General features: G+C 49.8%; 13 protein-coding genes. 5 read left to right on the forward strand and 8 right to left on the reverse strand.

Going from position 1 to position 14,415, the window contains the following annotated elements; translation table 11 throughout:
- Positions 1 to 68: 68 nt before the first annotated feature.
- The 5 genes from BN3003_RS17400 to BN3003_RS17420 all read left to right on the forward strand — a co-directional run bounded on the left by BN3003_RS17400 (position 69) and on the right by BN3003_RS17420 (position 5,253).
- Entirely contained in the window at positions 69 to 2,039 is a 1,971-nt protein-coding gene (locus BN3003_RS17400) for a DNA topoisomerase IV subunit B (protein ID WP_058357881.1), read from the forward strand.
- Positions 2,040 to 2,107: 68 nt separating this feature from the next.
- Positions 2,108 to 3,238, forward strand: a complete 1,131-nt coding sequence (gene nemA, locus BN3003_RS17405; protein WP_058357882.1) for an N-ethylmaleimide reductase — start codon at positions 2,108 to 2,110, stop codon at positions 3,236 to 3,238.
- Positions 3,231 to 4,115, forward strand: coding sequence for a CAF17-like 4Fe-4S cluster assembly/insertion protein YgfZ (gene ygfZ, locus BN3003_RS17410; RefSeq protein WP_058357883.1), 885 nt, complete (start codon positions 3,231 to 3,233; stop codon positions 4,113 to 4,115). The genes nemA and ygfZ overlap by 8 nt, the downstream gene beginning before the upstream one ends.
- A gap of 2 nt (positions 4,116 to 4,117) precedes the next feature.
- A complete protein-coding gene (locus tag BN3003_RS17415) occupies positions 4,118 to 4,600 on the forward strand; it encodes a DUF4442 domain-containing protein (protein ID WP_058357884.1) in 483 nt (160 codons plus the stop codon).
- Between the two features lie 122 nt (positions 4,601 to 4,722).
- Positions 4,723 to 5,253, forward strand: coding sequence for an alpha-ketoglutarate-dependent dioxygenase AlkB family protein (locus BN3003_RS17420; RefSeq protein ID WP_058358103.1), 531 nt, complete (start codon positions 4,723 to 4,725; stop codon positions 5,251 to 5,253).
- Positions 5,254 to 5,536: 283 nt separating this feature from the next.
- On the opposite strand, the gene BN3003_RS17425 is transcribed toward BN3003_RS17420, so the two are convergent.
- The 8 genes from BN3003_RS17425 to BN3003_RS17460 all read right to left on the reverse strand — a co-directional run bounded on the left by BN3003_RS17425 (position 5,537) and on the right by BN3003_RS17460 (position 14,410).
- Positions 5,537 to 7,630: an AAA family ATPase gene (locus tag BN3003_RS17425; protein ID WP_234333111.1), complete on the reverse strand. Its 2,094-nt coding sequence runs from the start codon at positions 7,628 to 7,630 to the stop codon at positions 5,537 to 5,539.
- 112 nt (positions 7,631 to 7,742) lie between these two features.
- The gene (radA, locus tag BN3003_RS17430; protein WP_058357886.1) at positions 7,743 to 9,110 is read right to left on the reverse strand and encodes a DNA repair protein RadA; all 1,368 of its coding nucleotides are present in this window, start codon (positions 9,108 to 9,110) and stop codon (positions 7,743 to 7,745) included.
- A gap of 17 nt (positions 9,111 to 9,127) precedes the next feature.
- Complete coding sequence (locus tag BN3003_RS17435; RefSeq protein ID WP_058357887.1) at positions 9,128 to 9,856, reverse strand: SDR family oxidoreductase; 729 nt, start codon at positions 9,854 to 9,856, stop codon at positions 9,128 to 9,130.
- Complete coding sequence (gene hpnE / locus BN3003_RS17440; RefSeq protein WP_058357888.1) at positions 9,853 to 11,157, reverse strand: hydroxysqualene dehydroxylase HpnE; 1,305 nt, start codon at positions 11,155 to 11,157, stop codon at positions 9,853 to 9,855. The genes BN3003_RS17435 and hpnE overlap by 4 nt, the downstream gene beginning before the upstream one ends.
- Entirely contained in the window at positions 11,154 to 12,005 is an 852-nt protein-coding gene (gene hpnD / locus BN3003_RS17445) for a presqualene diphosphate synthase HpnD (protein WP_058357889.1), read from the reverse strand. Before hpnD ends, hpnE begins: the two co-directional genes overlap by 4 nt.
- A gap of 75 nt (positions 12,006 to 12,080) precedes the next feature.
- Positions 12,081 to 12,542: a type IV pilin protein gene (locus BN3003_RS17450; protein ID WP_058357890.1), complete on the reverse strand. Its 462-nt coding sequence runs from the start codon at positions 12,540 to 12,542 to the stop codon at positions 12,081 to 12,083.
- Positions 12,543 to 12,572: 30 nt separating this feature from the next.
- Entirely contained in the window at positions 12,573 to 13,214 is a 642-nt protein-coding gene (locus BN3003_RS17455) for a pilus assembly PilX family protein (protein WP_058357891.1), read from the reverse strand.
- Positions 13,199 to 14,410: a PilW family protein gene (locus BN3003_RS17460; RefSeq protein ID WP_058357892.1), complete on the reverse strand. Its 1,212-nt coding sequence runs from the start codon at positions 14,408 to 14,410 to the stop codon at positions 13,199 to 13,201. Before BN3003_RS17460 ends, BN3003_RS17455 begins: the two co-directional genes overlap by 16 nt.
- Positions 14,411 to 14,415: the final 5 nt, after the last annotated feature.

Below are 14,415 nucleotides of genomic sequence, written 5' to 3' on the forward strand. Positions count from 1 at the left end.
GCGGTATTTGTGGAAACCACTTAAAAACCGTTACACTAATCACTTATTCAGATGATTTAGCAGCCCATATGTCCGACTTACAGCAATATGATGAATCCAGCGTCACCGTCTTAAAAGGCTTAGAGCCAGTTAAGCAACGCCCCGGTATGTATACCCGTACCGACAACCCTACCCACATTTGTCAGGAAGTCATAGACAACGCGGCCGATGAAGCCTTGGGCGGCTATGCCGATACCATTGCCGTCACCATACACAGCGATGGCTCGATGAGCATCGAAGACAATGGTCGCGGTATTCCTGTCGGTTTGCACCCTAGCGAAAACGTCAGCGTGGTCGAATTGGTGTTTACCCGTTTGCATGCAGGCGGCAAATTCAATAAAAAAGACGGTGGTGCTTACGCGTTCTCTGGCGGCTTACACGGTGTGGGCGTGTCGGTAACCAATGCTTTGTCCACACGTTTGGAAGTGCAAGTCAAACGCGATGGCAAGATTTCGCAAATCGTGTTTTCTGGTGGCGACATCATCGAGCCTTTGGCCGAAATCGGCACTTGCGCCAAAAAAGACACCGGCACCATGGTGCGCGTGTGGCCAGATGCGCAATACTTTGAAGACGCACAATATTCCATTGCCGAAATCGAACGCTTATTGCGCGCCAAAGCAGTGTTATTGCCGGGGGTCAAAGTCAGCCTGACCTTGGCCAACGGTACCGAAAAAGAATGGCATTACCCCAATGGTTTGGAAGGCTATTTGCGCGATTTAATCGAGCAAAACAATGCCGAAATGGCCGTGCCGATTTTCCACACCGCCAATTACATCGGCAAGAAACACGAAGACTTTCAGGCCGGTGAAGGCGCGGCGTTTGCGATTACCTTCTTAGAAGACGGTCACATCAACAATGAAAGCTATGTGAATCTGATTCCAACGCCACTGGGCGGCACGCATGTGGCCGGCCTGAAACAAGCGATGTTTACCGCCGTCAGCAATTTTATTGAGCACCACAGCTTGTTGCCCCGTGGCGTGAAATTGCAATCGGACGATGTGTTTGCCAAATCAGCGTTTGTGCTGTCGGCACGCTTGCTTGACCCACAATTCCAAGGCCAAACCAAAGACAAACTGACCAACCGCGATGCCTTGCGTTTGGTGTCTACCGTGTCGGTGGATGCGATGGAGCTGGCCTTAAACCAAGACACCGAAATCGGCAAACGCATTGCCGAATTGGCGATTAAACAAGCGCAAGCACGCCAACGCTCGGTGAAAAAAATTGAAAAGCGCAAGGGTTCAGGCGTGGCCGTATTGCCGGGCAAGCTCACCGATTGCGAAAGCGAAGACATACGCGAAAACGAGTTGTTTTTGGTCGAAGGGGATTCGGCAGGCGGCTCGGCCAAATTGGCGCGCGACAAGGCCACACAAGCGATTTTGCCTTTGCGCGGCAAGGTGTTGAATTCGTTTGAAACCCATCCCGACCAATTGTTTGCCAACAACGAAATCCACGACATTTCCGTTGCCATTGGTGTTGACCCGCACCAAGTTGGCGACAAAGTCGATTTGTCCGGTTTGCGCTATGGCAAAATCGCCATTTTGTCCGATGCCGACGTCGATGGCGCGCACATTCAAGTGTTGCTGTTGACGCTGTTTTACCGCCATTTCCCAGAATTGATTGCGCATGGCCATATTTATGTGGCACAGCCGCCGCTGTTCCGTGTCGACGTCAATGCCATAGGCAAAAGCAAGCCAGCGCGCAAAATCTACGCGCTAGACCAACAAGAATTGGACGGTATCTTGGACCGCTTGGGCCAAGAAGGCGTGAAAGAAAACGCTTACAGCATCAGCCGTTTCAAAGGCTTGGGCGAGATGAATCCCGACCAACTCAAAGACACCACCATGCATCCCGATACCCGTCGCTTGATGCAGGTTTCCATCCCCGATAACGAGCACGATGACACGCTGGCCATTTTTGTCAAATTGATGGGCAAAGGCGAAGCCGCCAGCCGCCGTGCGTGGATGGAAGCCGAAGGCAACCACGTCGAAGTGGATGTGTAATCTTCTTTTTACAGCAACCTGCTACCCTGTTTACAGGCCGCATCTTGCGCCAGACAACAAGGACTGACATGAACGCTTACCCTTATTTGTTGCAACGCACACGCATCGGTGCGATGAACCTGCCCAATCGTGTCCTGATGGCACCGTTAACGCGCTTGCGTGCCAGCCTGCCCGGTGACATCCCGACCGATTTGATGGCCGAATATTACGCGCAGCGCGCCAGCGCCGGCTTCATCATCACCGAAGCCACACAGATTTCGGCGCAAGCCAAAGGCTACCAAGGCGCGCCCGGTTTGCACAGCGATGCGCAACAGCGCGCATGGGCCAAAGTTACCCAAGCCGTGCACGCACGTGGTGGTCGCATTGGAGTGCAATTGTGGCACACCGGTTTGATTTCGCACCAAAGCCTGCAACCGGATTTGCGCGCACCGATTTCTGCCTCGGCTACCCAAGATTTGCCTACCCGCACCAGCGTGCAAGATACCGCAGGTCAGGTATACCGCGTCGAAACCACGCCTTCGCGTGCGGCCAGCTTGGCCGAGATACAGCAAGTCATTGCCGATTTTGCTGCGGCCACCCGCCGCGCTCGCGCGGCCGGTTTTGACTTTGTCGAAATCCACGGTGCCCATGGCTATTTATTGCACCAATTCTTGGTGGCCGCCGTTAACCAACGCGACGATGCTTACGGCGGCAGCCGCGACAATCGCGCCCGTTTATTATTGGAAGTGGTCGATGCCTGCGTGGCCGCTTGGGATGCCGAGCACATCGGCATCCGCATTTCGCCAATAGGCAAATTCAATGGCATGCCCGGTGAATTCGGTGCCGACGATACCTTGTGGTTGGTGGATGAGCTGAACCAACGCGGCCTGATGTATTTGCACATTTCCGAACCCGATTTTGCTGGCGCCGCCTCATTAAGCGATGCCTACCGCTTGGAAATCCGCCGCCGTTTCGACCGTGCCATCATCGGTGCCGGCCTGTACACGGCTGCCAAGGCCAATCGTTTAATCGAAGCCGGTTTGATTGATGCTGCCGCGTTTGGTCGCGACTTTATCGCCAATCCTGATTTGCCTGAGCGCTTTGCCAACCAAGCCGAATTGAATCCCTACCGCGCCGAATTGGCCTATGGCGGCGGCGCAGCAGGCTATACCGATTACCCATTTTTAGAAGCACAATGCGAAGGAGCAGCGAATGACTGAAACAACAGCCAGTTTATTGCCTTACTTGGGCGTGTTGAAAGTCAGCGGTGAAGACCGTGCCTCATTCCTACATAACCAATTGTCTAACGACGTCAACAATTTGCCCATCGCACAAGCGTGTTACGCCACTTACAACACCCCCAAAGGGCGGGTGTTGGCGAATATGTTGGTGCTCAATACCGGCGACGAATTGTGGCTGATCATGTCGGCCGACTTGATTGAAGCCATCGCCAAGCGTTTGCGCATGTTTGTGCTCCGCAGCAAAGTGACTTTGGCAAACGCCAGCGACAGCTTGGGCGTGGCCAGCAACATCGTTCCTACCGACGAAGACTATGCCTTGCCAGAAGTGCCGCCTTTATTGCTCAATGCCGAATTGAACGATGGCGTTTGGCGCATTGCCTTGCCGCACGAAGGCGTGTTGTGCGTCGGCGATATCTCAGCCCTACCCGCTCACAATGAAAAAGCCGAATTGCAATGGCGCAGCCATGAAATCAACCACGGCTACCCTTGGATACGCGCAGCCAACAGCGAAACCTGCGTGGCACAAATGCTCAACCAACACTTGCTCGGCGGTGTGCATTTTCGCAAAGGCTGCTACCCCGGCCAAGAAATCATCGCCCGCGCGCAATACCGCGGCCAAGTCAAACGCGGCTTGGTGATGTATGGCTCCAACCAATTGGTCGAAGCCGGTGAAAAACTGTTTGACGATGCCGGTGAAGAAGTGGGCGTGGTCATCAATGCCATCCCGCAAGCAATGGGTTCATTGATTTTGGCGGTGGTGAAATACTCGGTCGAAAACGAACGTTTGAACACCGAAAAAGCCGCCGCTTTGGACTTCAAACGCCGTTTTTACACCGTGGCTGAAGAGGCGCAATAAGCATGAGTCTGAAGGCTTGGGCTTTTGCCAAACCGGTGCGCATGCGTCGGTTTATGAATGTGTGGCCACCGTTTTTGTTTGCCGGCATTTATGTGCAGGAGCTGTCAGATGACTACACGTTTTGCCGCGTCAAACTGCGCTCATGGCCGGCCACGCGCAACATCAATGGCAGCCAATTCGGCGGCAATTTGTTCGCCATGACCGACCCCATCTACCCGTTGATGTTATTGGGGGTGTTTGGCAAAGACTATTATGTGTGGGACAAAGAGGCGACCATCGAATTCATCAAACCCGCGTTTCGCGCCGCCTATTTTGAATGCCGCTTAAGTCTGGACACCATCGCCGCCATCAAACAAGCGTGTGCCGATGGCGACAAGCATTTTCCGGTATTGGAAAACCACATTGTCGATGCCCAAGGCAATGTCATCGCCAAGGTCAAACGCACGCTGTACATCCGTTTGAAGCCAGAACACCGGCCACAATAGTGTCCAATCTGTTTACAGGCCGCTTGTGGTATCTAAGCGGCCTGTAACTATCTACACACTTGCCAAGCCACTGCCCATGCTCTTTCAAGCTATACTGTGGTTTTGCCTCCCAGTAGATGGCCATGTCACACCTTCCCCAACTTGATGGCACACTGTATGTGCCCGACTTTATTGCTAAGCCCGATGCCTTGTTGCAGCATTTATTGCAACAAGTAGCGTGGGACACGCGCATGCAAGCGCGCCTCACCGCCAGCTATGGCAAGGCTTACAATTACTCGCAAATGACTTATCCCGAACAAGCGATGTTGCCCGCCTTGGCTGAGCTACTGCCAAGTATTGAACAGACTATTGGCTTTTTACCCAACAATTGCCTGCTCAACCACTATGCCGACGGCAGCGCCCGCATGGGCTACCATGCCGACCAAACCGAGGTATTGGACGGCGACACCGGCATCGTCATCGTGTCTTTGGGTTCTGAACGCAATTTCGTGTTTCGCAACAGCGCCGACCCCAGCATTAAAATCAGCCACACCCTCGCCCACGGCAGCTTGTTCTACATGAATCAGCAAGTTCAAACACAGTGGCAACATGCGATACCCACGTGCAAAACAGATGCCGTGCGTTTGAGTTTGACGTTTCGCTGTTTAAAATAAGAATGCACATGCTTACAGGCCGCTGTTTGCATGCTCATGTAGTCAAACCATGCCAGTGGCGCGTTGCTATCCATAACCAGCCTGTGCAGTGCTTTGCTGATTAAAGAACTGCTTTCAATCAGACTTTAACTGACAGGCTGTATTCATTGCTGATGCAACCTGTAAGCCCAATAAGGGTACTGTTGTATGCCTTCACAACATACTCATTTGCATTTTAAGCTTTATAAATGCTTACAGGCCGCATTAAGCGGCCTGTAAACATACATCCATACCAGTCAACAGACTAAACGAAACCAAAACTGCCTTTGGAGCCATTTTCTTTCAATGCGCATTCCGCTTGCAGCAATTCCAACAGGTGTTGGGCTGACGTAATCGGCGTGATGCGTGCGCACTTGGCCACCACGGCAAAGTCGCCGGGGGTGAGCATGTGTAACTTGCCCACGCTGTATTCCAAGGCCGCAGGGCATTCCAATTGGAAATGAGCGCAATAGGCTTGGAACAAACTCCAACGCTGCTCTAGGCGCAAAAAGCCAAATTCGATTTTGAAATCAAAACGGCGCAGCGCCGCTTGGTCCAAATGCTTCATCAAATTGGTGGTGGCGACAAACACCCCTTGAAACGCCTCCATTTGTGTCAGCATTTCGTTGACCTGTGTCACTTCCCACGATTGGCTGGCTTGGCGTCTGTCCATCAAGAAGCTGTCGACCTCGTCGAAAATCAGCACCGCGTTATCACGCGCCGCTTCTTCAAACGCAGCGGCGATTAATTGCTCGCTCTCGCCCACGTATTTGGACAGCAAATCCGAGCCTTTTTTGTACAGCAAGGGCTTGTCCATTTGCTTGGCCAACCATTTCACATACGCGCTTTTGCCTGTGCCTGGTGGGCCATACAAACACAAACTGCCCACTTGCGACTGGGCAAAACCATCGGCCAATTGCTGCAAATTCTGGCGGCTGTTAATCCACTGAATGTCGTAAACCGCGCCGATGTCGGCTTTGCGGTTCAGGTGCGAACTGATGCCTTGCGCCTTGAGGGTATTGTGCAATAACTGCTTGTACAAGACCGCTTGGTCGCGTTCGCTCAAGGCATCGCCCACTTCTTCGGTGACTTTGTGCGCACGTTCCAACATCGCCGGCACCAAGTCTTCGTGTTCGGCCAATTGTTCGATTTCTGCCTCGGTCAAAAAGCCGTGGGTCAAACGTGCAATCATGTCGCGGCGTTTGGCGCGTGGCGGCGCTTTCATCTCGATGACCATGTCAAAACGGCGTAAAAATGCCCTATCCATCACATCGACACGGTTGGTAATCCACACCGTTGGCACCGCATTTTGCTCCAACATGCGGTTGAGCCAGCCCTTGTTCAATTGGTAGTCTTTTTGGCCATCGTTGAACACATCTTCAACCTCATCAAACAACAGCAACATGTTTTGCTTGGCAAAAATGTGTTGTGCCGCGCGCAGTGCGCTCATGCGCGCCTCGCGGCTGGCAGGGTTGCCCTCATCATCGGCCCACGCCACTTCGATGCATTCCAAACCCAAGTCTTGCGACAAGGCGCGAGTGAATTCGGTTTTACCCGTGCCAGCCACGCCGTACACCAAGATATTGCAGCCTTTGTGCTGTTTGGCCACCACTTTGGGCAGGTAATGCTGCAAAGCCGGCACCAAAGTGCCCAAATGGCTGAAGTCTTGCAGATTCAATTCGGTGGTCGGTGCGGTGTGCACATGGCGCTTGAGCAATTCCACAGGGCTGATGACTTCTTGGCACATCCATTCGGCAAACTGGCTGCTCATCAAATCGATTTTGCTGCGCAGTGGGTATTCGCTTGAGTGGTCTATCTTCAACAAACCGGTGTGAAACAAGGCTTGCTCATGCCCCAAAGCATGGCGCACATCGGCCTCGGTCAATTGCAATACCACCGCCAAACACAACACCACTTGGCGGCTGTTGAGCTCGCCCATGAATTGCGCCGCCTGCGACAACACATTGGTTTGGTACATCATGATGACAAAGGTGAGGATTTTCGCCTCTACCGCGTTCAAACCTAGCAATTGCTGCCATGCCAAGATGTTTTGCTGCAACACTTCGGGCACGCCGTTTTGGTAAACCTCGTCCCATTTAATGGTTTTTTGCCATTTCACAAAATGCTTTTTCATGTGTGCACGCGCCGCTACCGGCTCGTAAGCATCGGCATCACTGAACCACAGATTGGCTTGCAATAAGGTCGCCACCGATTCATCATCGAAACCATGTTCGCCGATGAAATCGGACTGCCCGCCCAGCGGCAACATCATTTGCCATACCCACGCACGCAGCAAATCTGCGGTCTTAGGATCGATTTGATTTTGTTGCAAAATAGAAGGGGTATCGTTTGCGCTCATTGTTTCATTCACAGTATTCATCAAGACTCAGAGGGTGCAAAAAATCAAAGCATCAGTTTGATGCGGCCTGTAAAGCACTGTCAACCTTATCTTGCCACTATTGCACACTCTTTCAATCGCGGCGACAAATGTCCACAGCTTCTTGCAAAGATGACACACCATAAAGTGTCAGTTGAGGGAAATCTTGTTGATGGCGCGGCAAATTGGCTTTGGGCACGATGGCGTGGGTAAAGCCCAATTTTTCCGCTTCTTTAAGACGCTCTTGTCCGCGCGACACCGGTCTGACCTCGCCCGATAAACCGATTTCACCAAAGGCTATCATTTTCTCAGGCAATGGTTTGTTGCGGTAGCTGGACAACATCGCCAATATCACCGCCAAGTCGGCCGCAGGCTCCATGATTTTGACGCCACCGACGGCATTGAGAAACACATCTTGGTCAAAACAGGCAATGCCTGCATGGCGATTGAGCACGGCCAACAACATCGCCAAACGGTTTTGCTCCAGACCGACGGTCAAGCGTTTAGGGGTGAAGCCATGCGCATCGTCGACCAGTGCTTGGATTTCCACCAACAAAGGCCGTGAGCCTTCTTGCGTGACCAACACACACGAGCCGGGCACATCATCGCGGTACGAGGCCAAGAAAATGGCCGATGGATTGGCCACGCCTTTTAAGCCTTTGTCCGTCATTGCAAACACGCCCAATTCATTGGCGGCGCCAAAACGGTTTTTAATCGCGCGTATCATGCGGTAATTGCTGTGGCTGTCGCCTTCAAAATACAACACCGCATCGACCATGTGCTCCAACACCCGTGGGCCGGCTATGGCACCGTCTTTGGTGACGTGGCCGACCAGTAAGATAGTGATGCCTTGCTGCTTGGCCACCCGTGTCAATTGCGCCGCACATTCACGCACTTGCGATACCGAACCGGGTGCCGAGGTGATTTGGTCTGAATACAGTGTTTGTATCGAATCGATGACCGCCACTTTGGGCTGGCGCTCTTTCAGCATTTGCACAATGGCTTCAAGACGGATTTCGGCCAATAAATTGATGTGCTCAGGATGCAGCGACAAGCGCTGAGCGCGCAATGCCACTTGCTGCGCCGACTCCTCGCCCGACACATACAAGCAAGATCGGTCAGCGCCCATTAAGGCCGTTGCCTGCAACAACAATGTCGATTTGCCTATGCCCGGGTCGCCACCCAATAACACCACCGCGCCCTCAACCAAGCCACCGCCCAACACCCGATCCAACTCGGTCAAACCTGTTGTAGAACGTGGCACTTCTTCGGCAGTGACTTCGGCCAAGTTTTGTACCTTGCTGCTGGTTTGGCTCCACGCATCAAAACGGTTGTTGCTGGCGGGCAAGATGGCATTTTCTTGCAAGGTATTCCATTGCCCACAATGCGGACATTGCCCTGCCCATTTTGGGGTAGTACCGCCACATTCACTGCACTGGTATTGGGTTTTGACTTTGGCCATAGACTCTTTTGTAAACGCTATTTGCTTAATACCACCACTTCACCACTGCGTCCTCGTGATGCGCGGCTGGCCCAATACACAAAATCGGGCAGAATTTCGGCAATCTCATGACGCTCAGATTGGCTCTCACCGGGATGGGTTTTCACCCGCTGTGGGCTGTGCACCGGTCCAGGGATTAAAGTATTCACACGCAGATTGTCAAAGCGTTCCAACTCTTGCGCCAACACCTTTCCCAAATAGTTCAGGCCGGCTTTGGAAGCCCCGAAACCGCCCCAATACGCTGCAGGCTCTATGCTGTGGCTCTCGCTGACATAAATAATGCTGGCATCGTCCGATTTTTGCAGCAAAGGCATGCACGCACGGGTTAAGGCCATGGGCGCGACGGTATTGATCCGGTATTGGTTCATCCACTCGTCGACGGTTTGAAATGCAATTGGCGACAAGGTATACATATAGGCCGCGCAGTGCACGATGCCATCGAGTTGGTGTCCCGTCGCTTCGGCGATGGCAAACGCAAATTGATCAAACTCGGCTTCTTTGGCATGTAAAAAATCAAAACACAAGGCATAAGGTTCAATACTGCCTTGGGCCACAATTTGATCGTAAACTTTTTCCAATTTGCCTTGATGGCGGCCTGTAAGCACGACCGTGGCTCCGGCGGCGGCGTAAGCCAAGGCAACGGCGGCGCCCACTCCTTGGGATGCGCCTGTGATGAGGATGGTTTTACCGGCTAAGGCTTGCTTCATGCATTTTTCCAATCGGCCACACACATCGAAGCCGTAGCAAAGCCCGACTGCACGGCACCTTCTAAAGTCGCTGGATAGCGAGGATGACAATAATCACCAGCCAAATACAAACCTTGCTTGTTCAGCGCGGCCATCGGTGGCACAGCACGCTGCACGCACGCTTGTACCGTCGCCCGTTTTTCGGTAATGACCAGACTGTGGGTAGGCAAAGGCATATCGGCCTGTAAGGCCAACACATCTTGATGCACTGCGCTTACCCATTCATCTGGCGTTTTGTGTGCATGGGTTTCAGACACACTGATGACCGCAGCAAGCTCTTGTTTGGCGATGAGCAATTTGTCACGGTTAATCAGCCATTGGCTACAACCATACGCCGTGCCTTGTATCGTGTGCGGCAACGGCAATGGCACGTCATAGCGCAGATAAACCGTGGTGATGGCACTGTAACTTAATTGGTCAAAATGGGTTTTGACCGAAGTCGCATAGTGTTCACCCAAAACATCGACCACATGGTAAGGCGCTGTCGCAATCACCACCCGATCAAAGCTTTCACCTCCCACCACCCAATGGCGGCCATCGGCGGCTTTTTGCAAGGCGGTGATGCGGTTTTGAAAGCGGATGTTTACACCTTGTTGCTGCAAATATCGACATACCGGCTCAACCAACCAAGTGTGCAAGTCTGTCGTTGCCAAACAAAAATCGCTGGCGCGGCGCTTATTCAGCAAACCATCGTCCAAGACCACCGCCAAGGTATGCAAACTCGCCACATCCAGTGGTGTGTTCATGGTGGCCAACACCAATGGTCGCCAAAACTCTGCAATGTGTTTTTCGGGCACTTGGCGGCTGTTTAGCCATGCCAATACATTGGTATCGTGCGTGGGCAACCATTTCTGAGCGCGTTTTAGCGCATAAGCGTCCTGTAACCAACGGCGCTTGTCTGCAAACGTCCAAGATTTGGCAAGCAACATCCCCATTAATGCATGCAGCGGCGCCGGTAAGTGCCGTGTTTTAAAATCCAAACCATCCAATAAATGCCATTGCGACGGCAAACGCACCGTATGTTCTTCGGCATCGACACCACACATGGCGCGCAGGCGAAACACTTGCTCATACGCACCCAGCAACAAATGCTGACCGTTATCGATATGCACAAAGTCACTGTTGCTGTTTTTCAAACCGCGTGCACGCCCACCCGCTTGGCGACTGGCCTCAAACACCGTCACCAGCGCTTGCGAGCTTAACTGCGCGGCTGCCGCCAGCCCTGCCCAGCCTGCACCTATGATGGCAATTTTGGGTTTCATGGTTTAAATCCAAACAACCAAGTTTTTAAAGCAATGCGGAATTTACGCGGTTTGGGGATAGCAATTTTGTATTTCAACACGTTACCGCCACCATCTTTTTCAATTTCGCGCAATAACACATGGTAAATCGCTGCCATGACCAAGCCCACTTTTTGGGCTTTTTTGTCTGCTGCAGGCAGCAAAGCCATCGCCTCTTTGTACACTTGATTGGCCCTATCGATTTGAAACTGCATCAACTGGCTGAAAGCAGGTGTCACCTTACAGGCCATTAAATCGGCGGCAGGCACATTGAATTTTTGCAAGTCTTCTATTGGCAAATAAATTCGCTCTTGACGCACATCTTCACCGACATCGCGAATGATGTTGGTCAATTGCAAGGCCAAACCCATTTTATCGGCATATTCCAAGGTTTGTGTTTGCGTAAATCCCAAGATACGCACAATCAAACGCCCCACCACACCAGCAACACGATGACAATAAGTCTGCAACTCACGGTAGTTGTTATAGCGAGCTTGTTGCAAATCCATTTGCATACCATCGAGTATTGCCACAAATTCTTCTTGTGGCAATTGGTAGGTATCTTTAATAGTGGCAATGGCTTGGTGCACTGGATGTTCAGGCACAGCGCCTTCAATATAGACTTTAGCCAAATCTTGACGCCACCAATTTAAGGTTTGCAAGGCAACACTGCCATCGGTACATTCATCCACAATGTCATCGGCTTCACGACAAAATGCATAGACGATGGTCAAGGCATCTTTTTTGGCGGGTTCAAGAAATTTAAAACTGACTAAAAAATTAGAGCCGCTCGCGGCGGCTTTTTGCTGACAGTAGGCCAACGAATCCAAAACACGCTCCAATCATCCATTCTCTGTAATTCTAACGTGTTTTGGCAACATTAGCCTCAATTACACCAACTATATTTACATTTTCTCGCAGCCCGTGCGTGAGGTAACACTGTTAGCATCAGGGCATTTAAACGCATTACCGCTTTGATCCACATACAAGCCTTTTTTACTGGTATTAATCGGCGTGATATTGAAAAAATACTGCCCAGAACTTGTACCTGCAACTACATTAAAACCATAGTACTGATTCAGCCCATTTTCATTAATCATACCTTGAGCTTTAGAGTCTGTTAAAACATTTTGCACATTGACGACTATGGCTGCACTGTTAACACCTAAACTACCATCTCGTAATTTAATCCTTTGTACCTCTTGCTGTACTTGCGTTATAACAGCTCTAGCCTGAGTTAGGCGTGTTTTTTCAACATAATTTTGATACAACGGCAATGCAATAGCAGCTATAATCCCTATGATAATGACTACAATCATCAGTTCAGAAAGTGAAAAACCCTTATTTTTAATGCCACTTCCTCCCATAATTAACCTCCCCCAAACTAAACTACAGTATCAATTAATTTTATTTTCAACGCGAATAACAGATTGTAATGTTACTTGAGTGTTTGCATTTCGCCCCCATGCTCTCGCCGTCACTCGGTAGAGAGTGGTATCACCATCTTCAGCCAAACCTAAAAATTCAACAATATATCGAGGCTTCTTGGACACATCACTTCCTGCAACATTATATTCACGGCCATTGGTCTCTAAATACAACTTTCCAGTACCTGCATCTTTTCGTTCCCATGCGGGAATCTCCTCAATATGTGTACCTGCATTTAGATCTGTTGCAGCTGCAGCTGGCTCTTCAATGGCTGGCGAGCATTTACCATCTTCACAATCTGTTTTAAAAACTGAACCAATGAGAGTATCAAAAAAGTTTTTTGATTGTGGATTACCTGACAAAATCTCAGTTTTAATGGTGTTATCACCAAGTACATCATTTTTATGAATGTCAGTAAATGTATCTGCCTCAGCTGATTTTAATGTATCTTCAGCCAAACTGAATGCAAATTTTCGGTCTGCATCATTGGTACTTAATCTCATTTCTGAATTTAGAACTTGCCCCCCAACCAAAACCAAAATTGCGATAATGGCCATTAATACCAACACCATGTAAAGAGTAAATCCCTTTTGTTTTATCGATTGGCGCATGTATTGCCTCCTCGCATGGTTGCATCCATTACAATTGGTTCTAAATCTGTTGCATTTGTTGCAGTATCAGCTGTAGCATCTACAGCATCAATCTGAAAAGCACTTGGTGTTAGTGTCAATCTCACACCGGTTGGAGGATAAACTGCCCCGCCATCTTCCTTGAATGAATCTGTTCCAGTCACATACATTTCTGTACCAGCATTATTAGTAGAAGCTGCACATTTTGTGACATAAACGTAATTCGCTTCCATTTTACTGATATTGCGTGCCATTAGTTGGGGCGCAGACCAAGATCCATCATTTAACAACTCAAATCGGTATAATGAAGTGGCTTGAGTATCTCCAGGAATATTTCCAACAGCATAAACAACTGTTTGCAAATTACTTATGGTTGCTTGAACACCATACTGAACTTTCAATGGATCCGTAATAGCACCACCCGCAATTTCTTTAAATATCACCCCTGTTTTATAAAATGGGATATTTATTTGACTGGTAGCAGCTCCAGAATTTGCAATCGTAACCTCTTGACCAGAAACACTTAATTGATTTCTGTGCAAAATATCCACTCTGCCACAACTTGCTAAAACCACTCTAGCATCTGCAACAGTAGAATGAGAAAAATTACTAGCATTCTCTACCGTGAACTTACTTAATGAGTTGGTACCCACCAAGGTGGATGTCGACAATGATTGAGTGTTGACTCCATAGTTAAATATAATCATTTGTGAATCATTTTGAGGTACAAACGTACTATTGATATTTTGAATTACATTTCCAAATATGCCTCCTGCATCAGCAGCATTTAATATTCTTGATGAATAAACACGCTCAGCTACGGATACTGGATTTAAATCAAAATAGCTAGCATCATTATTAAAAGACAATTTAGTCGATTGATGATCCTCACTCAGTCCTGTTGAAGCAATATTTACCAAATTTGCACATCCAAATGTACCTGCATTACGAGCATCACGAATCAACATATTTCCAGCTAAGCGTAGCTCTTGTTGACGATTGACACGTGCTGTAGCGGTTTCATTAACTCTTTGGGTAGCCACATATGCGCCACCTATTGCAAGTAATACAATCAATCCCAAAATTGCGGCAACAATAAATTCTATTAATGTAAATCCAGTTTGGCGGGTTACATGAGAATATGCACCTAATCTTGATAGACTTGTTTTTTTTATCATTGGAT

Source organism: Vitreoscilla massiliensis, from assembly GCF_001457815.1.
Lineage (GTDB): Bacteria > Pseudomonadota > Gammaproteobacteria > Burkholderiales > Neisseriaceae > Vitreoscilla > Vitreoscilla massiliensis.

Excerpts from the sequence above, each read along its gene's own strand:
- BN3003_RS17400 (WP_058357881.1), top strand. The coding sequence starts at position 69 with ATGTCCGACTTACAGCAATATGATGAATCCAGCGTCACCGTCTTAAAA.
- nemA (WP_058357882.1), top strand. The coding sequence starts at position 2,108 with ATGAACGCTTACCCTTATTTGTTGCAACGCACACGCATCGGTGCGATG.
- ygfZ (WP_058357883.1), top strand. The coding sequence starts at position 3,231 with ATGACTGAAACAACAGCCAGTTTATTGCCTTACTTGGGCGTGTTGAAA.
- BN3003_RS17415 (WP_058357884.1), top strand. The coding sequence starts at position 4,118 with ATGAGTCTGAAGGCTTGGGCTTTTGCCAAACCGGTGCGCATGCGTCGG.
- BN3003_RS17420 (WP_058358103.1), top strand. The coding sequence starts at position 4,723 with ATGTCACACCTTCCCCAACTTGATGGCACACTGTATGTGCCCGACTTT.
- BN3003_RS17425 (WP_234333111.1), bottom strand. The coding sequence starts at position 7,630 with ATGAGCGCAAACGATACCCCTTCTATTTTGCAACAAAATCAAATCGAT.
- radA (WP_058357886.1), bottom strand. The coding sequence starts at position 9,110 with ATGGCCAAAGTCAAAACCCAATACCAGTGCAGTGAATGTGGCGGTACT.
- BN3003_RS17435 (WP_058357887.1), bottom strand. The coding sequence starts at position 9,856 with ATGAAGCAAGCCTTAGCCGGTAAAACCATCCTCATCACAGGCGCATCC.
- hpnE (WP_058357888.1), bottom strand. The coding sequence starts at position 11,157 with ATGAAACCCAAAATTGCCATCATAGGTGCAGGCTGGGCAGGGCTGGCG.
- BN3003_RS17450 (WP_058357890.1), bottom strand. The coding sequence starts at position 12,542 with ATGGGAGGAAGTGGCATTAAAAATAAGGGTTTTTCACTTTCTGAACTG.
- BN3003_RS17455 (WP_058357891.1), bottom strand. The coding sequence starts at position 13,214 with ATGCGCCAATCGATAAAACAAAAGGGATTTACTCTTTACATGGTGTTG.
- BN3003_RS17460 (WP_058357892.1), bottom strand. The coding sequence starts at position 14,410 with ATGATAAAAAAAACAAGTCTATCAAGATTAGGTGCATATTCTCATGTA.